General features: G+C 41.6%; 30 protein-coding genes and 1 tRNA gene. 2 read left to right on the forward strand and 29 right to left on the reverse strand.

Features of this window, described 5'->3' with window-relative positions:
- Positions 1 to 4: 4 nt before the first annotated feature.
- The 29 genes from MF4642_RS07615 to MF4642_RS07750 all read right to left on the reverse strand — a co-directional run bounded on the left by MF4642_RS07615 (position 5) and on the right by MF4642_RS07750 (position 19,367).
- Entirely contained in the window at positions 5 to 1,081 is a 1,077-nt protein-coding gene (locus tag MF4642_RS07615) for a major capsid protein (RefSeq protein WP_062034622.1), read from the reverse strand.
- Between the two features lie 3 nt (positions 1,082 to 1,084).
- Positions 1,085 to 1,468 carry a hypothetical protein gene (locus MF4642_RS07620; protein WP_078425823.1) on the reverse strand — a complete coding sequence of 128 codons (384 nt, stop codon included), beginning with the start codon at positions 1,466 to 1,468 and terminating at the stop codon, positions 1,085 to 1,087.
- Positions 1,468 to 2,439, reverse strand: coding sequence for a hypothetical protein (locus MF4642_RS07625; protein ID WP_078425824.1), 972 nt, complete (start codon positions 2,437 to 2,439; stop codon positions 1,468 to 1,470). Before MF4642_RS07625 ends, MF4642_RS07620 begins: the two co-directional genes overlap by 1 nt.
- Before the next feature lie 38 nt (positions 2,440 to 2,477).
- Positions 2,478 to 2,909, reverse strand: a complete 432-nt coding sequence (locus tag MF4642_RS07630; protein WP_078425825.1) for a hypothetical protein — start codon at positions 2,907 to 2,909, stop codon at positions 2,478 to 2,480.
- Positions 2,910 to 4,115: a phage minor head protein gene (locus MF4642_RS07635; protein ID WP_078425826.1), complete on the reverse strand. Its 1,206-nt coding sequence runs from the start codon at positions 4,113 to 4,115 to the stop codon at positions 2,910 to 2,912. It lies immediately after the preceding gene.
- A complete protein-coding gene (locus MF4642_RS07640) occupies positions 4,116 to 5,603 on the reverse strand; it encodes a DUF935 family protein (RefSeq protein ID WP_078425827.1) in 1,488 nt (495 codons plus the stop codon).
- A gap of 8 nt (positions 5,604 to 5,611) precedes the next feature.
- Positions 5,612 to 7,174 (reverse strand): phage terminase large subunit, encoded by a 1,563-nt coding sequence (terL, locus tag MF4642_RS07645; protein WP_078425828.1) that lies wholly within the window; start codon positions 7,172 to 7,174, stop codon positions 5,612 to 5,614.
- Complete coding sequence (locus MF4642_RS07650) at positions 7,152 to 7,634, reverse strand: DUF2280 domain-containing protein (protein ID WP_078425829.1); 483 nt, start codon at positions 7,632 to 7,634, stop codon at positions 7,152 to 7,154. The genes terL and MF4642_RS07650 overlap by 23 nt, the downstream gene beginning before the upstream one ends.
- A 46-nt stretch (positions 7,635 to 7,680) precedes the next feature.
- Positions 7,681 to 8,310: a putative metallopeptidase gene (locus MF4642_RS07655; RefSeq protein ID WP_078425830.1), complete on the reverse strand. Its 630-nt coding sequence runs from the start codon at positions 8,308 to 8,310 to the stop codon at positions 7,681 to 7,683.
- A 52-nt stretch (positions 8,311 to 8,362) separates the two neighbouring features.
- On the reverse strand, positions 8,363 to 9,208 hold the full coding sequence (locus MF4642_RS07660; protein ID WP_078425831.1) for a hypothetical protein: 846 nt from the start codon (positions 9,206 to 9,208) through the stop codon (positions 8,363 to 8,365).
- The gene (locus MF4642_RS07665; RefSeq protein ID WP_078425832.1) at positions 9,171 to 9,368 is read right to left on the reverse strand and encodes a hypothetical protein; all 198 of its coding nucleotides are present in this window, start codon (positions 9,366 to 9,368) and stop codon (positions 9,171 to 9,173) included. The genes MF4642_RS07660 and MF4642_RS07665 overlap by 38 nt, the downstream gene beginning before the upstream one ends.
- 631 nt (positions 9,369 to 9,999) lie before the next feature.
- Positions 10,000 to 10,173, reverse strand: coding sequence for a hypothetical protein (locus MF4642_RS16960; protein WP_162841306.1), 174 nt, complete (start codon positions 10,171 to 10,173; stop codon positions 10,000 to 10,002).
- A gap of 959 nt (positions 10,174 to 11,132) precedes the next feature.
- Positions 11,133 to 11,209 (reverse strand) — tRNA-Met (locus tag MF4642_RS07675).
- A 98-nt stretch (positions 11,210 to 11,307) separates the two neighbouring features.
- Positions 11,308 to 11,595, reverse strand: a complete 288-nt coding sequence (locus MF4642_RS07680; RefSeq protein WP_078425834.1) for a hypothetical protein — start codon at positions 11,593 to 11,595, stop codon at positions 11,308 to 11,310.
- A gap of 380 nt (positions 11,596 to 11,975) precedes the next feature.
- Entirely contained in the window at positions 11,976 to 12,215 is a 240-nt protein-coding gene (locus MF4642_RS07685) for a hypothetical protein (RefSeq protein ID WP_004693409.1), read from the reverse strand.
- Positions 12,216 to 12,379: 164 nt separating this feature from the next.
- Complete coding sequence (locus tag MF4642_RS07690) at positions 12,380 to 12,934, reverse strand: hypothetical protein (protein WP_078425835.1); 555 nt, start codon at positions 12,932 to 12,934, stop codon at positions 12,380 to 12,382.
- 11 nt (positions 12,935 to 12,945) lie between these two features.
- Positions 12,946 to 13,623, reverse strand: coding sequence for a metallophosphoesterase (locus MF4642_RS07695; RefSeq protein ID WP_078425872.1), 678 nt, complete (start codon positions 13,621 to 13,623; stop codon positions 12,946 to 12,948).
- Positions 13,624 to 13,634: 11 nt separating this feature from the next.
- Positions 13,635 to 14,147 carry a RusA family crossover junction endodeoxyribonuclease gene (locus MF4642_RS07700; RefSeq protein WP_004645338.1) on the reverse strand — a complete coding sequence of 171 codons (513 nt, stop codon included), beginning with the start codon at positions 14,145 to 14,147 and terminating at the stop codon, positions 13,635 to 13,637.
- Positions 14,140 to 14,499, reverse strand: coding sequence for a hypothetical protein (locus tag MF4642_RS07705; protein ID WP_078425836.1), 360 nt, complete (start codon positions 14,497 to 14,499; stop codon positions 14,140 to 14,142). Before MF4642_RS07705 ends, MF4642_RS07700 begins: the two co-directional genes overlap by 8 nt.
- Positions 14,492 to 14,803 carry a hypothetical protein gene (locus MF4642_RS07710; protein ID WP_078425837.1) on the reverse strand — a complete coding sequence of 104 codons (312 nt, stop codon included), beginning with the start codon at positions 14,801 to 14,803 and terminating at the stop codon, positions 14,492 to 14,494. Before MF4642_RS07710 ends, MF4642_RS07705 begins: the two co-directional genes overlap by 8 nt.
- Positions 14,800 to 15,057 (reverse strand): hypothetical protein, encoded by a 258-nt coding sequence (locus tag MF4642_RS17150; protein WP_227518525.1) that lies wholly within the window; start codon positions 15,055 to 15,057, stop codon positions 14,800 to 14,802. The genes MF4642_RS07710 and MF4642_RS17150 overlap by 4 nt, the downstream gene beginning before the upstream one ends.
- An 81-nt stretch (positions 15,058 to 15,138) precedes the next feature.
- Positions 15,139 to 15,285 carry a hypothetical protein gene (locus MF4642_RS17155; protein ID WP_227518526.1) on the reverse strand — a complete coding sequence of 49 codons (147 nt, stop codon included), beginning with the start codon at positions 15,283 to 15,285 and terminating at the stop codon, positions 15,139 to 15,141.
- The gene (locus MF4642_RS07720) at positions 15,282 to 16,052 is read right to left on the reverse strand and encodes a DNA cytosine methyltransferase (RefSeq protein WP_193791712.1); all 771 of its coding nucleotides are present in this window, start codon (positions 16,050 to 16,052) and stop codon (positions 15,282 to 15,284) included. Before MF4642_RS07720 ends, MF4642_RS17155 begins: the two co-directional genes overlap by 4 nt.
- Before the next feature lie 116 nt (positions 16,053 to 16,168).
- Positions 16,169 to 16,915 carry an ATP-binding protein gene (locus MF4642_RS07725; protein ID WP_078425839.1) on the reverse strand — a complete coding sequence of 249 codons (747 nt, stop codon included), beginning with the start codon at positions 16,913 to 16,915 and terminating at the stop codon, positions 16,169 to 16,171.
- The gene (locus MF4642_RS07730; RefSeq protein ID WP_078425840.1) at positions 16,912 to 17,835 is read right to left on the reverse strand and encodes a hypothetical protein; all 924 of its coding nucleotides are present in this window, start codon (positions 17,833 to 17,835) and stop codon (positions 16,912 to 16,914) included. The genes MF4642_RS07725 and MF4642_RS07730 overlap by 4 nt, the downstream gene beginning before the upstream one ends.
- Positions 17,832 to 18,140: a hypothetical protein gene (locus MF4642_RS07735; RefSeq protein ID WP_078425841.1), complete on the reverse strand. Its 309-nt coding sequence runs from the start codon at positions 18,138 to 18,140 to the stop codon at positions 17,832 to 17,834. Before MF4642_RS07735 ends, MF4642_RS07730 begins: the two co-directional genes overlap by 4 nt.
- Positions 18,137 to 18,391: a hypothetical protein gene (locus MF4642_RS07740; protein WP_078425842.1), complete on the reverse strand. Its 255-nt coding sequence runs from the start codon at positions 18,389 to 18,391 to the stop codon at positions 18,137 to 18,139. The genes MF4642_RS07735 and MF4642_RS07740 overlap by 4 nt, the downstream gene beginning before the upstream one ends.
- A 228-nt stretch (positions 18,392 to 18,619) precedes the next feature.
- The gene (locus tag MF4642_RS07745) at positions 18,620 to 19,120 is read right to left on the reverse strand and encodes a phage regulatory CII family protein (RefSeq protein WP_078425843.1); all 501 of its coding nucleotides are present in this window, start codon (positions 19,118 to 19,120) and stop codon (positions 18,620 to 18,622) included.
- A 58-nt stretch (positions 19,121 to 19,178) separates the two neighbouring features.
- Positions 19,179 to 19,367 carry a hypothetical protein gene (locus tag MF4642_RS07750; RefSeq protein ID WP_078425844.1) on the reverse strand — a complete coding sequence of 63 codons (189 nt, stop codon included), beginning with the start codon at positions 19,365 to 19,367 and terminating at the stop codon, positions 19,179 to 19,181.
- 94 nt (positions 19,368 to 19,461) lie between these two features.
- Between MF4642_RS07750 and MF4642_RS07755 the strand changes: the two genes are divergently transcribed.
- Together MF4642_RS07755 and MF4642_RS17160 are read left to right on the forward strand one after the other, a co-directional pair.
- Positions 19,462 to 20,214, forward strand: a complete 753-nt coding sequence (locus tag MF4642_RS07755) for a S24 family peptidase (RefSeq protein WP_413772802.1) — start codon at positions 19,462 to 19,464, stop codon at positions 20,212 to 20,214.
- A 2-nt stretch (positions 20,215 to 20,216) separates the two neighbouring features.
- Positions 20,217 to 20,432 carry a hypothetical protein gene (locus tag MF4642_RS17160; protein ID WP_004693775.1) on the forward strand — a complete coding sequence of 72 codons (216 nt, stop codon included), beginning with the start codon at positions 20,217 to 20,219 and terminating at the stop codon, positions 20,430 to 20,432.
- The last annotated feature ends 39 nt before the right edge of the window (positions 20,433 to 20,471 follow it).

The following is a 20,471-nucleotide window of genomic DNA, read 5'->3' on the forward strand; positions in this document are numbered from 1 at the left end:
TTCCTTATACAAATCCACGACCACCAACAAGACCGTTCTTGTTGTTAGGGACTGCGAGCGGTGATGATTCAGCTAGCATTTGAATGCTAGATGGGTTCTTTTCCTGCCATTGGCTTAGGTAAAATTCTAAAGCTTGGCCAAACGCTTCTACGTTCTGCAATGCACAATGTGCAATCCAACCATTCGCATCTGAGATTAAGCCAAAGAAGTCTTCAGGAATGAATCGCTCTGATTGACCACCACCAATGCTGTGCTTAACGTCATACGTCCAGAATTCAATATTATCAACAGTGCCACGGAACTGAGGTTTATCAATCTGATCAAATGTTGGTGTGAGTGGTACGTTAATACCAGCATACGGTGCAATAAACTTTTCTTTAAACTCTGGGTCTTTAATCAAGGTGTTGTACACCTTCGATGTCGTCAGAGCCATACTTGGTGATGTGCCTGAATGCTCCACAGACAAATCAATCATAGATTGAATATCTTTGACTGGTGTAGCACCAGCTTGCCCCCACTTGATTAATGGAGCGAAATTACAAGCAGCGTTGCGCTCGTAATCTACTTCATACATTGGAAAGTCTGCAGAAGCGAAAGTTGTCTTGCCATAAAGCAAAACATCACGCGCAATCAGCAATTTACGGTTTTCAATAGACTGACGCAGATATACAGCCTTTTGTGCTTGGTCAATCAAAAGAAGATCAGCGTCACTTAAACGATTTGAACCAGTTGCAATGACACCGAATTTTCGCAATTGACTAATCAAAGCAGTGTTTTGTACTTCACTCGGCATAACCGTCATCATTGGCTTTAAGTATGCAGGTTTAACGAAGTTCACTTTGCCTGATTCCCCAACTTTAATCTGTCGACCTGCAGCCGTCGGGGTCACAAATGGTGCTAATGGAGTAGCTGTATTTAATTCACCAACTGGCACTTCTTGTTTCGTGTACGAAACACGTTGTGGGAAGAAGCGATCCATTAGCCATGTATCAACTTTCTGGGTTGTATCAGTAAGAAGTACCAACTGTGGTACATCCAACAATTCCACAGGTGCATTTTGAAATGTAAATGTCTGACTCATGAATTAATTCCCTGATACTTTACGAAGTTCGATTTTGTTGACCAACGCCTGTGCACGCACAGCATCGTACTGACCAACTGTTAATGGGGTACCGTTTACAGTCACTACAGCAATATCAAATGCACCTTGCACATAGATCGGCATTTCTAGACCATTCGCTGCATGGTAGGTTGCTTGCTCTACAGTCATATCTGTATTTGCAATCGCATTCCAATCACCTACCGATCCTTCTGTGACTGTAGGGTGATCCGCTAAGTTATTTGTTCCAATCTTGAGCAGATCACCGCGCTTATACGCTGTGCCCGTTTTTACTTTTGCATTTTCTGTGCGAACACCATCCCCAACTACAAGTTGTGTTGTGGTGATTGTTTGAGTAATTGTGCTCATTAATTTTTTGCTCCTTGTTGAGCTGCAGCAAATTGGTTAAATGCCTGATCTAGTGCTGAACCTTGATCGCCACCACCTTGCCCTTGCCCACCCTGACCACCTGTGGCTTGGTGAGTGAATAAATGCTGAAAGTGTGATGGAATTTGTTGCTGCTGCTGTTGACCAGCTGGTGGCTGAGTACCTGCTGAAAATTGACGAAGTTGTTTAGCTGAAAATGCAAATGCAGAATCATCTAGCGCTTTCATTTCAGTAATATCTTCCGCACTAAACTCTTTACCAAGGTCTTTACCTAAAGCGGTAATTTCTGCTTCACGCTTTGCTGCTGCAAACTGCTTGTTTTGGGTTTCAAGCTCAGAGTTTTTAGTCTCCAGCTCTTGAATACGGGCTTGCGCCTTTTCTAATTCGGTCACGTCTGTGTCCTCTGGTTGATTAAAGTTTTTAGGTGCGTGACTTGCTGCCACGGCGTTTGTATTGTCATCTGCACCCAAGGCACAAAAAGACACTTCACGGATGCGGCCGCCACGGAATACAGTGATTGGCCCTTGATGACTTTTCCCATTTACCGAGACTGATGAGCCCGCTTGAATTTCTTCAATGGCTGAGGGGTCGATACGCACCGACATTTGCCATGGAAAACCATCATCGGAGTCTTGAGCAACCTGAGTACCAAATTCATTACTCATCAAGTCACCTGAAACCGTTAAACCAGTTTGATGACTAATTGAATGCGTATTGATTGCACCTGCTCGTTGGCTTGATCGATGTTCGAGTAAAGCAGGTATACGACCTTTCAATTGCATTGAGTCCAAATCAAAAATAATTCGATCCCAATACCAGTGATCAGTAATGACCTCACCGCTATACGCAGTTCCTGAAAATGTGCGTTTCTTTTTACCCTCTTGTTCTGCATCAACACTTAGTTGCCCAAGCTGAAAACAGTACTGATTAGGATTATTGTCCTCTTCTGGCATTTTCATGCTCCATAAAAAAACCACCTACTAAGGTGGTTTTAAATGCTTTGAATTAAGGCTAAAAGTTTTCCTTCAGCCTCTTTTGTGTGTGGGTATATCATTGGCTCATTCCGTTGAATCGTGCTTGATAGTGTTTCGATAATTCGTAACTTCTCTTCGACAGAATAATCTAGCTTAAGGATGCCTTGTGAAGTATCGCCATCCGCTAATGAGTTACTCCCATTGGGCTTCATACCCAAAGCCACATTTCCATTTGACACATCTGGATTTTGACTCAAAGCATTTGAGCCAAAGTCATGACCTAATGCATGACAACCACGCTCATCTACTTTTAATGCACTCGTTAAAAGCATTCGAAGTTCTGCCCGATCTTCTTTAGATTCCGCGACAATTGAACCGATGTTCATTCCAGTTAATGACATGCCATTTTTATATAAGACACTCATTCCATTTTTTAAAATAAGCTTCATCTAATTCACCAATGCTTTAAGTGTGTAAATCATCTTGCCATTCAGTGTTTCAATCGAAACCACTTCACACGACAAGCCTATTGGCATTAATACGCCAAGACCAGCATTCAACTCGTTTAGATTAATGCCTAGACCTTTCGCATTCTCAATTTGCAACACCACATCGGAAGCATTCTCAGCTAACAGTAACGGCGAATTAAATTGAATCGTTTGTCCAATTTCATAAGCCACCACATGCTGCAAGGTCACACCGCCTGTCACGATTGCAGCAGAATTACTTGCCACGGCGTTTAAGGCTTGCATGTCCTGCCTGAGCCACTGCTTTAAAACATCGTCCGCTTTCGAGCTCACAGACGCATTTAGGTAGTTCGTGATTGCTGCATCATTTCCCTGCACGTAATCCAAGAAAGTCTTAATCGCACTTGGCCTAATGGATGGATCTAGTGGAATAACCGTATTAGCCACCGTGTTAAATAAATCTCTCGATCTATCATCCATCGGGGCTAAAAGACTGATGAGCTTTTTAGATGCAGTCCATTCAGCTTTGATCGCTTCTTTCTGCTCCAGTAGATACTCCTTATCCAGTAATGACTTAGAAATCTTCTGATCCACCAATGCCTCAAACTCTCCAAATTGCAAAGGATGTGAGCTCCAATCCAATGCCTCTGCAACTTCGGGCAACTTATCATCAGGTGTAATGCCGTATTTAAGCGCCTGTTTCTCTGTGAGTGCGATGACAGTACAACGACAACGAAAACCCAATGGAGGGTAATGTGTTAACCAAAACGGATGATCAATCGGTAATACAATTCGATTCAATGCCAAATGTGCAGGACGCACACGTGAGTCATTGATAGCCGAATACATCAGATACTGACGTTTGTCTTTATTCCGTTGCTGTTGCTGCCAACGTCCATGACCATATGCGCTTTGGATATTGGTCCGAAATACATTGTCTAGATAATGCTTGGGTAAAATGATTTCAGACTCAGCTACAAGCTTCTGAAAATCGTTAAAGGTGCCACCTGATGCTAAGGTTTTGTTAAGTGACTTAATCACTGACTCAGCTTGTTCAAGACTCGACAGAAAACTAACTGTAGTCGCCATTTGCCGTGTCTTAAGATCCATTGAATAAAACTCATCAGGCAGCACCACTTTCTTACTATGCGCATACTGCAGCGCTTCAAGAAACGTGACTGGTTGCATCTATTTCCCCTTAGCAGCTGTTGCGTACCCAAATACATCGGCGGCATATAAAGCCTGATCCAAATGCGCTGTAAATTGCGACTGTGTTGCACCAGGTATTAATCGAGACAAATTGAATAGCAAAGCCTCCGGTGTCTCAGACTCAGCTGCCAATTGTCTAATCTGCTCATTGGTCAATAGCTCAAGTTGATCTTGGGCATCGGTCAGTTCATCCACCTCTTGCTGCTCAGGTGACGGCTTTTGCACTGATGCCTTAAAGCTGAATGCTTGATAAGGTAATGCCGAAAATTGCTTAGGTGGGATCTGAGCAGATTCAGCAATATCACCTTCCTCCAAACCATATTCACGCTGGAAGTATTGAGGGGTGAAGTTTGCACCGGCATTCTTTAACTTTACATCTCGATCTGCCTTAGGGCCTTCTAGTGACTTTTCCTCACCAATAATGATTCGATGGCGTTCCCATCTATTTAAGTCACACAAAGCATTTAGAATTGCTTGAATGGTCGGTAGGATCATGCGGATATCAGCTTTATATTTGCTGTTTTGCACTTCCATATGCACATCGCCTAGTGCACGACTACCCGCTCCATCCGTCCCACTGGTCAATGTTTGCCCTAAGACAACCTTTTGAATGCGACGTTCTAAGTTCTTGTCGAACGTGTCGTATGTCCCGCTTGCATTACCCGAGTTGACACCTGATGCAGTCACTTCGATGGTATCCGATGCACTCACTGCCAAAACTCGACTTGCATGAGCACGTAATAATGCATCTCGCATATCATCATTCTTACCAATTGATGACTTACCTACGAGCATAGGCATACCAAACTGCTCTACGAACTTGGCCCACATCTTGAAGCCATTGTTCTTAAAGAACCAAACCCAATAAAGTCGGCTCAGTAAAGCCTCTCCATATGGGTTTTCGTATGTAGGTTTGCAGCGCGTTAAAAAGTGCTTGAAATGCTGATTACACTCCTCATCAAGCCGAGACTTACTGAAGTTCCGCAATAAAATTAAACGGCCGTCATTTTTAGGCTCATACCACTGCATTGGCTTTTCACCAATCCACTCAAGACCTATAAACGGAGTAATGGTATCGCCATTCACGTGGAGTGCATTCTCGTTATAAACAGCCTCCAATACTGAATAACCATACCAACGAGCATTTTGAGCACCTAGAACGATATCTGACCACCATTCTCGCAAATGATCATTCAGGATCTGAGCTGCAGTTGTATCGGCTGGCTCCAATCGCCACGGCGCTGATTCAAGCTTATCCTGTCGCTTTTCAACACACTGATAAATTTCATCGTCATACATCATGACTTTAAGGCGGTGACGGGTTATTCCTGCTTTGCGCAGTACTTCATCACCATCAGGCATCTTGGTCAAATAATTAATCAGCGCCAATTCAGCTTCATGTAAAAACAATCCACCAGATTCAGGCTTACTTTCAGATTTAGATTTGTTTTGTTTCTTCTTGGCCATAAATTTACCTATGCAGCTGGAGGGCTGTAATTTGCGATCAGAACTGCCTCTTCAATGGCATCAATTAAGGTATCAACCTGGTCATCATGATCGTGTGTCATCTGTGCTGTGAAGGCCTCACACTCATCTAAAAATTCCTGTTTCCAGATGGCTTCACGTGGCAACATCACAAATCGATTTTGATTCTCCGGGTAGACTTCAAAGTTGTTCTCAATATGTGGTGCAACGTCCATAAAGCGTGTGAGCTTATCTTTCTCACGCTGTACGGGAATGATTGGGATACCGCCATACTTCTGCCAACCTTGGACCAGTTGGGTACCATGCGCCTTGTCTTCAACTTTCATGTATCGAATAGGCTTGGTTCTCCAGTCATAAGCTTTATGCTTATCAATAAACTGTTTGGCCATTTCATTCATTTTTGGCGCTTCCCATTTCCCGCGCAAAATATCAATGACATACAACTTCCCATCTACCCCCATTCCCACAAGTGTGAATACAGTAAAGTCGTTTTGCTCTTTGATCTTTTGGGCCGTATCAACAAAGACAGCACGCCACAATAGATCTGGTAATTCGTGATATTCACCAAACCACTCAGCCTTGATCAGATCACCACCGAGCTTTTTAGGCTCCTGCTGATACTGGCTGCTGAATGTGTAACGCGATACCGTAGCACCGTCTTTGTCCTGTCCACCTTTCTCTAACTGCAGCAGTGACTGCAGTGATTCTTTCAGTGGCCAATAGCTTTGACGGCCCTTTTCATCACGCTCGACATCTAATGGCACTTTCTTGCGGATATGCTCAGGCAGACGCTCGATATAATCGTCATCTATCAATGCTGGTATAGAGATTTGATGCCATTTACCAGGCACGTTGCCCGTCATCACAAAGTTAGTCGGATCCTCAACGTGTAAGCGCTGCATGATCAAAATAATTGGTGTTGATGACTTAGCCTTACGTGAGTTGACCGTGTTTAAGATTTTACGATTAGCCTTGTTACGTGCCGTCTTACTAAATGCATCCTCAGGCTTGAGCGGATCGTCTAGGATGATTGCACCTGTGAACCCATTATCAGCCAATGTACCTGCACGGCGGCCCGTAACCTGACCACCCATCGAAGCAGAATAAACATGCCCTGCTTCATAGCCATCTACAGTCGTTTTCCAACTGGCCTTAGCATCGGTATTGGTTGAGATCTTCACTGGCCATAAGCCTTGAAAATCTGCCGATTTAACGATGTTTCGTGCTGTAGATGACACATCCTCAACAAGCGATTGAGAGAATGATAAATATAAGAATCTTGAACGCTGGTTCCGTGCGATACCTCGCGGGATTAAGTTGGTCAGCAGTTCGGTTTTACCTGAACCAGGAGGAACGTTAATTACGAGGTTTTCAATCCGCCCAGCAATAACCTCATCAATCGCCCAAGCCATATACTCATGGTGCCAATTGACTGAGAACTTAAATCCCATACGGGGCTTAAAGAATGCACGTGTAAAAAACAGGTGCTCATCCTCACACTTCATGCGCTTTGCTTTGAGTTTTACAGGATCAATATTCACTCTCGAGTTCATTTATTGCCTGCCTTATTTGCTCATTAGTAGCGGTCACAGGAGTAACGTTTTCACTCTGCAATGGGCCACCATCTGCTCCAGTAATTTCTTTACGGTTGGTATAGAGTCCACCCACTTCTTTTGCAGCTTGCTCCAATAGATCAGGAACAATAACGGCGTTATCTTTGTAGCGATCATGATCGATAAAGTTTTGAAGACGTCTTAAGCGATAGGCAATATTTGCAATTGGAATTGAATTAACGTTCTTATTCATATCCTCTCGGATTCGATAAAATTCTTTTTTGAATTCTTCGCTTAAATCCTGCCCTGTCTTTTTGGTTGGGTCGTATGCTTCACACTGTTGTTTCGTTACCGTAATGCCAAATTCTTCTTGGACGCCCTTAGCGGTTTCAGTGGGTGTCTCATAGGTTGCTAATGACCGAACTATATAGAGTTTCACCCGTTTATTAAGTCTTGCCATTTATCTAAATCCGTCCAAGTACGTCCAAGTAAAATGGCAAAAAAAATTAAGCCAATTTTAAAAGACAGGTACCACAAGCGTGTGAAATTTTAGCTTTTCCAATTGTTGGCCCATCATTAGCAAGGTCTACCATCTTCTGTACATCATCTGATGCACCATAGCGTTGAACCACACCATGAAACTCTTCTACATCATGTGGTCGTAAATAATATTTATATTCACCTGTTGAGGGGCTTATTAGATAATTCCCATCTTCGTCCCGCTTGGCACCCAAGTGATACAACTCGTGCTCGATCAATGCACAAAATTCTATATCACTTGCCTGTGAGGCAAACTTTGCATCGATGGTGATAACGAAATCAGGCACACAGCCAAACCAATCAATCATTTGTTTTTCTTGTCGTAACTTTCTCCAGCCACCCGCCATAGGCGAAAACTTCTCAGTTTGACCCAATACAACTCTGTCAGCTTTGATGAATGCAGAAGATGCCCATAAAACTTTAAATAAGGTGCTAGACCACGGCGATATATGTGCATGATCAGGGTTGTAGAGCTTTCCATCACTGGAAATGAAAGTATCGATAATCCACTCTTCAAGCTCTTTTGCTGGCTCAAAATCAACATTATCTAAAAGGTCGGTATTTAGAAGTTGTTCTGGTGGTTGTGGCCTTTTCATATATTTCGCCCATTAAAAAACCACCCGAAGGTGGCTTAATTTTTTGAATATATCAATTTTTTGGTTTTAAGACTCTAAAAATTGCTATTGGGGTTATTCCATATGCAGTTTCAGGTCTACCTACAAATTCCTTCATTAATTTTATTAGCATACCTATACCCTCTCTGAATTCATTTTGATTACTATTAAAAGTAAATCCATCATAAGGAAGGGCATCCAATACTCCTAAAACATACCATTCTCCAGCCAAATACTCGCCATGCTTAAAATTAATATCATGGGGGCTGCCTACCATTTCATCCCTATTTAATGTCATCCAAACTTCATCAGCGATATCTACACCATCAGGACCTGTTTCACCATTTTTCACCAATACTTTTGCTTCTAGACCAAAAGGTATGGCTTTGCAGAAAGTCACTATATCTGCTTTATTTTTTTTTAGTTCAGCAGCCTCTTTTTTGGTTTTATTATCTTGCTCTAAATCCTTGATGTGTAAATTTAATGCTGGCTCAAGTAGTTCTTTAGATACACCAATATCAATAACTCCCAGTTTGCCACTTAATAGAACTAAACTACCCAACATATCCTGATTCAGCTCTCTGCTTATGAAGCCGAGCTCATCTAGACGATTAATCATTTCTCTCGGCATGGTAGGCATACCATCATACAAATGCTCTGAGGTAGTATTTACAGTATGATCATTCGCCATTTTGCCACCAGTTACAGTTGGAATACCAACGGTAGCCTCCATTTTTCTCGTATCACCAATTTGACTTGTACTTTTCAAGGAGTTGAGCGCACCCAATCCATTAAGTTGAGCATAAAAAGATTTAATTTTAGGATTATCTAAATAAAAAAAATCAAAGATTGATTCTATGTTTTGTAAGTCTTGCGCCACGGTCTATTTGCTCCTCAGCTTTTTTTCTATGATCATTATACTGAGTAACACTTTCCTGCATAGCTTTTTTATAAGATTCAACAGCTTCTGATATAGCCTTTGCAGAATTATCAAAATGATCTTTTTGTTTTGTGCTGTTAAACCTAAATGAGAAATTCATAAGGAAACTCCTTAGATAAAAATACCCTAACTATCAAACGACATTAGGGTTATCCACAAATATATTGACTATTTACACGTACGTCAATACGGCGTAACTACGATACTTGCAGTTTTTAAGGTAGCGGTTCGTATGAAACTACGTCACACCGTGCGTTACAAGCGATGACGGTTTCGATGAAGTAATTTAACTTTTTTACATAAGCATACATTCATACACTCATATAACTACGCAAACATCGATGCACTGTACTCAAGTACTTTAAGATCTCCCCTAGTAACGATACTTTCTTTGCACTAACTTAGCGTGAAGCTCGTCTGCGTGGCACCATCCTAACAATAAGATTAGTATCGGCGAGACAACTACCCCCCAACGCAACCAACTAAAGTTTTCAACAATTACCTGAAATAGCGGACGCGTCCCTAAAATATTAAGGTTAGCGAAACCGTTCAAAATTGGAAAGTAGCTAAAAATAGCTATAAGTGCTAATACTATGTAAAACACAATGCACCAAAATACTCTGGGGTACTCATCAAATACATCGTTTAATTGCCACAGCTTTTCTTTTAACCACTCCATACACACCCTCACGATAATTTATTATTTATCTTGGATATATATGGATGAGCGCTTAAATTTCAAGCGCAAATCGCAAATTCTTAATCCGATCCTTCAACCGAATCATCACACTATCAATAGCAATCAACTCACTATGCCTTAAGCCTGAACGACTCAAATTCTGATATTTACTCAGTTCATCACAACAGAACTGCAAATCTTTTTTCGCTTGTACTTTGTCTGTCATAACACTACCCAATAAGAAAATAAAAACCCCGCCAATAATGCATATTGAGCAGGGTTTTATGTGCCGTAATCCGTTCGGCAAAAAGGAAATGTAAATTACTCAATAAAAAACCCGCTTACCTCTCCCAAAGTAAGCGGGTTAAATTTGCGCTTTATTACTAATTCTTTAATTCATCTTTATTTTTCACAGAATATAATCCCATTGTTTCACTATGATGAATAAATCACTCAATTTCTTAAATATCACTTAATTTCTTTCAAGCAATCCCGACACACTTTGATTTCTTCATCATCAACCGTGTAGTCGATCTCAGTCGCACCATGCAGGCCGAATAAGCACATCAGTAATCTAAGCATGATTTTACTCCTGGACAATCAAGCAATCATGTCGCAAGAAATGTCAGTTACTTTTACTTATAAAACATAAATTTATGATATTTATTTCCAAAATAATGTCAGTAATTTTGTCGAACGTCGAACTAAACAAGATCCCTTCCTAGCTAATCAAGCAATGATCAACCATTTTAACTTGGTGTGATTACACTAATATTTCTCAGGGCAATAAAAAAAGGATGTGGTGATCTGCCACACCCTTGCCTATAATTCGATATTAATCAGCTCGGCAACTGAACTACCGCTACTCACAATCACATCAACCTTACATGCACGGTCAATTTCACTTGCTTTCGTTCTCTTTAAGGTCGGGTTGCCAAGCCCTAGCTGGAATTGCCTAAATGATCTAGGCATTTACTCAAGGCATGTACTGCAAGCTGGCACACTCACAGGATATGATTGCCATATTTCAGGCAACAAAAAAGCCCGATTATTTGACAGGGCTTCGATGTATGTAAATATCTGGGTGGCGGCATTAAAATTTAAACCACTACGAATAAAGTCAAGCCGCCATAAAAAAAGCCTAATCCACGGGGACTAGGCTATAAACTTTGAATCTTTTTTCGTTGGTAGCGGGAGCTGGATTTGAACCAACGACCTTCGGGTTATGAGCCCGACGAGCTACCAGACTGCTCCATCCCGCATCAACGAGTTAGCTTTATACGCCCTAAGCAACCACAAAGCAAACTTTATTTGAAATATAAGCACTTATAGTATTAACGAAATTCAAAATATCTTAAGCCTACCCTAAAATTGCTTCAGTTATAAATGCTGGATGAGATGCTCGATAGAGGCTCAATCTTCTCTTTTCACCCTCTAAAAACAACTTGGGTTCTTCTGACCATATTGATTTTCTCGAATCAAGCCCGGATAGACCTAATGCCCAATCAGAAACAGCCCCATAAACAAAAGTATTATCAGCGAAAATTAATTTGGTCTTGTTATGTGTAATATTTATAAGAACTTTATGTGTTGGTAATGAACCGAATACACTAAACTGAGTGTAAATGTATTTATAGATTTCAGGCATATAAAGGAGCACTTAAAAGAGAGCGTCACTATACCATCTTAGTTGTTTAAAAAGCCCATCAAAGCCCATGCAATTTGTATACAGCAATAAAAAAGCCCTACATCTCTGTAAGGCTTTTCCCCTTGGTCATTTGCGCTGATACAAGGAATCGTTGTTTTTATTTACAACAAAATAATTAAATCATTAATCGAATAAAAAATGAAGCAAAAAAAACCTGCAACTTGGGGAAGGTGCAGGTATAAACTGATATTAACTATCATGGAGAACTTAATACCACTAATATACTTGGTTTATATTGAGATCTCATTCACATTTTATTCCAAATTATTTAGGAATAAAAAAAAGCCCACCATTTGGCGAGCTTTCCTTGATGCTTAAACCTATTCTTTTGAACACTTCACTTCAAACTGGTATTCGTCTTGGGTAACCTTAATTTTAATATTTTTATATTTTCGTTTGTTTGGATCCATTGCCGACCCTGCTACTTCCTCAAAAAAGCTACGATCATTCATTAGCTCGCCATACGCTTTATAACCCAACAAAATCTTTTCAGGTTTTTTGCCGTTAACTACTAATTCACTAAGAGTATCATCTAATTTCTTGACAGTTAGAATTGCCATTTCAGTTAAAGCTCAAAACAAAAATTCATTATTGCTTATTTTCATGAATAAACTATGTCAAAAAAAGCCCATCGTTTGATGAGCTTTTAAAGCTTGGTCTCGGATAAACCGTAATACGACCAGTATAGTGAAACTATAGCTTAGTCTTCGCAAAAACGAAATACCTATGCCTTTAATTCTTTGTAAGTATTTTTCTTATACAACTCTATTGATTTTGATGCTTCATTAATTGCTGACTCGATCGCCATGACCATTAGCTTTTCGTATTGCTTCCATGTCATCCGATAATTATCAACATTCATTTGCATGGTATTAATCCCCGCATAGTACAAACGTCCTTGCGCTGTAAAATTCCCCTCCAACTCGGGGTTTAATGAGAAATCAATTACCATACGTGCAATCAAGTATGCCAAGTGATTCATGGTGATATGCTCAGGCTCGCGCTTTTTATCATCCTTAGCATTCACCAACATGATCTTAACTAGATGATTACGCACATACTCATAATCGCTTTCACACTTCCCATCAAATACAATAAGCGCTGTAACCGACTTCGCCAGTTGCGTATCCATTGTAGCAATGGCACCTAAACGATCTTCGTAGTTCAAAGGCTTCTCTCCAGTGCCATGAGCTTGTGGCTCAAAATTTGGTGACTTCGCAGTAATGCCATGAGTCAACCATTCAAATTGTTCAAATTTATCTGCCATAACTGCATTCATCCCTATCCCCCTCAAATCAAACTCAAATCTAAAATAGTCATTGTTCCCCAGTGAACCGCACCAGTATCAATCCAGTAGCAGTTATCGCGCTTGCATGGCTTTTGAGTGACCGTATGCCCCATGATTACCGCATCAATGCCTAACACATGGGTGTATTGCTGATTCTCATCATTAAGACGCTCACGACCCCACATGGCTAATTCAGATGGATCTCGAGATGCTCTTGGTTCTTGAGTGAAAGTCTCTTTAAATTCATCCCAATTGTTCTGCTCAATATGCCCATGAACAAAACCAAACTTTTTACCGTTGTGACTGATTTCCAAAACCACTGGCAACTCGGCGAAGGTTTTCGCAATGTTGTACATCGCCTGCCCATCCAGCATGTAAAACCACTCACCACCATTCGCCACATGACAGCGCTTATAGGATTCATTGTGCAGTCCACCAATACATAAATCCTCATGATTGCCGCGCACTGACGTAAACCATGGCTTAGACAGCAATTCGATGCACTGGATGTTTTGTGTTCCTCGATCCACCAGATCACCTACTGCAACCAACAAATCATTTTCAAAGTCGAAGCTAATTTCTTTAAGTCGAGTCATAAGCAAGTTGTAGCAGCCGTGAATATCACCAACAGCCCACAATTTCCCTTTAATTTCTTTATCCCAAATTTTTACTAAAGCCATCCCATCCACCCTCAAACCCTTAACTTTTCAACTTGAATAATCAACTTCCCGCCTTTTTCTGATGGCAACCGCTTCACAAGCAATTCATCCACCTGAGAATCATCCAAAATCAATCCACCTTTCGATAAAGCATCAAAGCAAGGCTTCACGATGTTGTCGATGTCACGTATTTTCGCGTCAGGTGGCGCGTATTCGATCTTTACTCGAACTCTGCCCTGATACCCTGCCGGCTCAATAAAACGCTTCATAACGTCAATAAAGTGGATTGCACGCTTACTTAGTCGATTGGTCTTGTTCGCCCCACGTATCCAGTAGTGATTCACCGAAGGAGGTGTGATTAAAACTTCACACCAGAGCAATTCATCATTCATCACACCAAATCCTTTTCCCTCGACCAGATGGGCCGGAACCTTTGGCATAGGATCTGGATTGGATTTCTTTTTCCCCGACTTGGCTGTTACGCCAAATCGAGGGCCAATACCAGCTTTTCGTGCCTGTGCTGCGGTGATACGGAGATTAGTCATTAGCACCTCGCAGGGCTTTTTCTGCCCAAGTCAGCCATTCCAGAAATAAACACCCCTCTTTTCCAAACTGACGAATCTTTTCAAGTCCAGCATCAATCCGTTTCTGCTGGTCCTCAACCTGCTTCTTCTTCTCGATATAACAAGCCTCCATGTTGTTGAGTTGGGCTTTTAGGTTGTCGATGATGGTTTGTTGGTGCTTAACACCCTCCATAAACCCCTTAAACCTTGCTGCATAATTACTTGCATAAGGATCAATCAACATGTATTCCGTTTGGGCGTAATGGTCACCACAGCGAGTAATGCCTTTAGGGATAGGATTGCTTTGCTCAAACAAATCTTGTAATTCACTCATGCTCAATCACCTTCGTATTTGGGCTGATATGGTTTTTGATGTCACTGCAATGGTCGGTGCGGTCGTGGTCAGCGATGGCTGCGCGGAGGTCTGCAATAGATACATATTCAAAATCACATTCAGCTAATGACTTGTATTCCAAAAATTGCTGCTCCTTATCGTGATAAAAACAAACCACCCCATCCACCACACAGAAATACTGTTTCGGATCCAAGCAAAAATATTCAGGGCTCTTAGCTGTTGTTAGTAAGCATGAAGCTATCGCCTCAGCCATAGGCAATCCCAATTTTTCGATTAAGTTCATGCCACTCTCTCCCGTTGTTCGATCGCTTTCATTGCCAACTTAATTTGCTCATAACGCTCTTTTGAGCATGGTCTATTTTGTTGGGTTATTTGCGATATGAATGAATGAGCTACTTTCAACTCTCGACATAGATCACCACCACGGCCCTTACGTTCTTTGCACCACCGATCCAAAGCTTTAATCTCTGCAAGCGTTGCCTGATCCTCCTTTTGTCGAGCACGCTTCTTATGAGTTTCTGATACAGCACTCGCCATCACTTCACGCATAGTCTTTTGAGATTTTGGTTTTGAGCCATTCCACCCTTTGCTGCATTCACCCGAAAAGCCTTGAGGTAATTACTCAACAGCTCCACCATTTTTTAAGAAAGCCTCAAGGTCGCTATCAAGCTGCTCACGTAGACTGCGTTTAGCCTCAATCTGAGCATGAGTTATGTTTTTGCCAGCTTGTACCGACTCAATTCTTTGTTGAAGGATTTCGTTCATGCGGCACCACCTAAGTATTCAAATGCGCCTTTCGCCACGACTGGAACCTGTCCATTTCCAATGGCTTTAAGTCTGTCCACCCGATTGGCCACCCCATTAGCCACTCGACCCAATCTGGATTCAATGCCCCAGATGTGTCCGACACGCTCATAGAAAGCCCGATCTGCTTGCCCTTCGTGATCCTCCGCTGGATCACAGGAGAACCAAGATTGCCTCGATCTCGACAATCCGATGCCTGAGGTGTGGGCCATGTTTTTACTATCGACACCAGGCTGGGGCTTTTTCGCCTTCTCTCCGAAGGGCAATCCTTTCGTGTTGAGTCTGATGCTCTTGGTGTGGGCAACAATCCAGATTCGATCACGCTGATGGGGCGCTCCAAAATTGGATGCTGAAAAACGCGCCCATTGAGTGTCATACCCCATTTTGGCAAGGTCACTAATGACTCGGGCAAGTCCTCTGGAAACAAGCATTGGTGAGTTTTCCACGAACACGTATAGAGGTCGTACTTCACCAATAATTCGTGCCATTTCTGACCAAAGGCCGGAGCGCTCCCCATTAATGCCTGCGCCTTTACCTGCAGAGCTGATGTCTTGGCATGGAAATCCGCCAGATATAACATCAATAATTCCTCGCCAAGGCCTTCCGTCAAAACTGCACACGTCAGACCAAATTGGGAAAGGCGGGAGAATTCCATCGTTTTGTCGTTGCGCCAAAACTTGTGCTGCGTAGGCATCACGCTCAACTGCGCAGACTGTATTCCATCCCATAAGATGCGATCCGAGTATTCCACCACCAGCGCCTGCGAAAAGAGCCAACTCATTTAAACCACCTCTATTTTTGTTTTGCTTAAGCCAATCAATCGCAAGGCTGTCATGTTGATCCTTCACACCCCACCTCCAACACGCTCATCTGCCCAATTACACTCAACCACATCCAAACCATCATGCTGAAAACGAGACCAGAGACGATCACCAAGGTCTTGTTCCAATTCATGTGCTGTCATGTTTGAAATCAACATGGTTGGCTTGCCAGCGTCATAACGTGAGTAAAGAACTTTGTGCACCAGCTGGAGACGGTTTTCATGGCGGTCATGCAATCCATATTCATCAAGAATCAATAGATCGTATTCAGTGAAGCGATGAACTGCGTTTACCTCACTGTCATCAGCTTTGGTCCATGCATTCGCAATTTCATTCGCCATGTCTTCAGAAGTCACATAGCGGGCATACTTTTGGGTCTCAAGGATGTTTCGAGCCACGGCGCAAGCTAAGTGTGTTTTCCCAGTACCGGTGCGACCAATCATGATTAAGTTGCGCTTGATCCCCTTCGTGAAATCTTTCACAAATGTGACGCATTGAGTTTTTGCATTTTGCTGACCGCTATTCGCTACCAAGTATTCTTTGAACCCACTGTTCGCATGACGGGTTGGAAGTTTTGCGCCTTGGAAGTGTTTTTCACGAACCATCGCATTCACGGCGTTGTGATGTTCTGCTTGAGCCTTGTTAAGCGCTTCCGTTGAACATTGCTTACAGAACGATTTACCACGGAAAGAAACCATTTGTGCCTGGTGCAGCTGGCAAAACTCTGTTGATTGCTGAATATCAAAACTAAGCGGTGCGATTGCGTTCATAGGAGCCCCCTTGTATCCACATCACCTGTTGCTGGTTCATAGTTCTGAACTTCACCCCAAGGATCGTTCACATTGCGGTTGTTTGGTTTTTCAGAAGATTGTTTGCGTGTTGGTTTTTTTGCCTCGCGCTCAGCCTTGGTCACTTGTTTCTCAAATTCCTGCACCAACCAAGCTGCGAACTTTCTCGTTTTTTGGTTTTCGGTAAGATGGATTTTGTTTTCCCAGTGCGCATTGAAACTACCCAAGTGAAATTGGAAATCAGGCATGGTTAAAATTTCATTTACCCGATGACTGAATTTTGTTTGAAGTAAAATTGTGCTTAGGAAATTTTGATCAGGTTTCCATGAATTATCTGGAGCCGAATTTTTAGGCGATTCCTGTTGTGTGTTTATATCTGTAGTAATCTCTGTAGTAGTCTCTGTATTTGTCCCCTTTTTGAAATGGGGAGGGTCTGCCTTTTCAAATGGGGAGCCTCCCCCTTTTGAAAGTGGGAGGGTGGTCATTTCAAAAAGCACAGGTATAATGAGCTCAATAAACAAAACATTGTTGTATTTCTGATTGTTAGCTTCGATTGTGCGAAAATGACGTTTTAGCACTCCACACTTCTCAAGACGATCAAAAGCCTCTTTGACTTGCTGTTTTGAGAAGCCATATTGATCAGAAAAACTCTGGTAAGAACGCTGCAAAAGATCAGATTTAAACTTCTTTTTAACGCGCACAACTTGGCCAGAATATTCATCACGCACCACTGTAGGTCGATGCCAATAAACGATTTCTGAAAGCACAACGATAGCGTTTAAATCGGGTTTTCCACTCTCTAAAACGAAGGTACTAAACCAACTGGTTGGTAAGATGTTACCCTCAAGGTGAACACTACCAACCTGATCCACGACATCATGGCCAGTGCTGAATAAACTCATGCAGCATCCCCTTTTTCGATATTTTTAATAAAGCGGCCAAACATAAAAATATGACCTGCTCGATGTAGGCTTGAAATAATTTCACCTGCATACCAAACTGAAACATGATGTTCATTGATCAGCGTTTCCATAAACTCGTCACGGGTGACGGCAGCATTCTTTTCATCACCTTTGATTTTGCGTAGATTCGCCCTACGTATCTCCAGCAATCCATCTAATGTGCGAAGCGCTGGCTCGTACCATGATTGAAGCTGCATCATCTGCTTATGCTCAGGCTTCTTTTGAACGGCCTTATTTGTAATCATGGAACCTCCGCTAAGGCTTGTTCAGCCTCTGATAAACGGCGTTTGGCTTGTAGTTCTGCTGTAGTGGCAGTACGAACATCATCTTGATGTACCAGTTCACCACCTTCGATCCAGTAGTACTGGCTTGGCTGAAATGCTGAGATTGTTAGGAGTTGTGGATCTGAATTTGGATTCTTTAAAACAACGACATCCCCAATTAGGAAATCTGTATTGTCTTCAAATACTTGTTGTGATACATTCGCGTCGTTCATGAAAGTGTACCCTCTGAATTGAATACTAAAGCCCGATCTCAACTCTCGGGCTTTTTTTTGCCCGTTCGGTGTGCTAGATTCGGATACATGTTCAATTCCACTAGAATGTTTTTGAACTAAAAGTCTGGGCTCACTCTCAGGCTTTTTTTTGATTAATAGATGTGCTAAGTTTGTTTGCATATATTCACTCCGCAAGTGTTGAATATTGGAAAAGCCTGATCCACGAAATCAGGCTTTTTCTTTTTGAGCATTTGCCGTGTACTTCTGCATTTGCTTAAGTGCTGCCTGATCCACGGCGGTAATCAACTCGATCAAGCCCTGGGTAATTTGGTGAATCTCTTCATATTCCGCTGGTGTAATCACCCCATCCTCATAAGCCTCATACACAACTCGGTTTGCCTTTCCGCTTTTAATGTTGTGCTGCATCATTGCTTCAAAGATCGAAAGCTCATGATGTTTGCTGGCATCGCAATCCACTGGCACTAATGCATATCCCATCTGATGCGCCCACACCTTTAAGATTTCAGGGTTCTGCGTATACAACATGATGGTTTCAAGCTTCTTTAAGCTCGGTAAATGGTTCGGCATCCCTACGTTGCCGTAGTTGCAAATTGTGTTATGCGAATCACCAGTAACCTGAGCAATTTCCTTTGGCGAAATCCCCTGCGTCTGGTTAATCATTTTAAAAATTGCCGTTTGAGCTTCACGGCTTAGTGTTATTTCTTGCATTTGTGAAATCCTTGATTTTTTTCACGTTTCTATAAGGCTTCGACTAAGTAATAATTGGTTATGCAATAAGCACAGCCATGTTCGCCTTTACTTCACCATTGGTTAAAATCTGAAGACGTGCTTGTGTGTCCAAGGGAATTCCACGATGTCGCCATTTACATATAGCTCCTCGTGTATGTTTTAGCTTTCTAGCCAGTTCAGCATCAGATTTGACACCATAGTGATTTTTTAAATCATCAACAGTCATGGTTTACTCTAATAAACTAATAGTTTCCGTTAGTAAACCATAAGTTTCTCCGTTAATCAACATGCATGTTTACTATAGGAAACATTAAAAGAGGATTTGTTTTATGGACACTATTAGCGATCGAATAATTAAAAGAATGAAAGAAATGAATGTTCGCCAAGTAGATATTGTTGAAGCAACAGGTGCGACAAAAGGGGCTGTATCAAAATGGGTTGCAGGAACAAATATTCCTAAGGCTGAGTTCCTACCTTCACTTGCAACTGTTTTGAAAACATCTCAAAACTGGCTATTGACAGGAAATCAAGAAAAACCTCTAAGTAATTTCAATATGCAAGACTTTATGGATAAACATGGTCTTGATAAAAAAGAGGAAGCATCTTTCGATGCAAATGATGTACACAAACCAACTGTTGTTGAATATGAAACTGAAAATGGATTTATTTGGATTGATGTTGTGGAAGCTAATTTTTCTTGTGGTACGGGTGAATCTATAGAATTCCATTTTGATGTGATAAACGGGAAATTCCCATTCCCCCCTTCATTCTTTCAGAAAAAATACGTTGACCCTAGCTGCATGCGAATAATCAAAGCTAAAGGCGATAGCATGGCTGACTTTATCCATGATGGTGATTTAGTCGGTATTGATATTTCTCAAACAGAAATTGTGGACGGCGGTATATATGCAGTTTATTTCGAAGGTGAAGGAATGATTAAGCAAATATTTAAGGAGGAGGGAGGAAAATTAAGCCTTCATAGCCTTAATCCTAAGTATCGCGATAGAGAAGTCTCAGAACAGAATGGATTGAATTTCCGTGTAATGGGTCGCCAGTTCTGGCGTGCTGGATAAACATGCAAAGAATTGAAGTAAATTCTCGCAATATCAGCTACGTGCTTTATCAGCACTTTTTGTTGACCGTGGTTCTTAGGACTGGTGAGAGATTTATTTATAGACTTCTTGAAGCCAGTACCTTTAACGATTTTATTGAAGCCATTGATAAAGATAAATTCTATAAAAGCCAAATTGATATGAATAAAAAATTTAAACGAATTCAACTTTTTGTGTAGTTGAGATGCTGAAGTTAAAGAAACTAAATTTTATTTTTG

The sequence above is a fragment of the Acinetobacter sp. MF4642 genome, assembly GCF_002018925.1.
Classification (GTDB): domain Bacteria; phylum Pseudomonadota; class Gammaproteobacteria; order Pseudomonadales; family Moraxellaceae; genus Acinetobacter; species Acinetobacter johnsonii.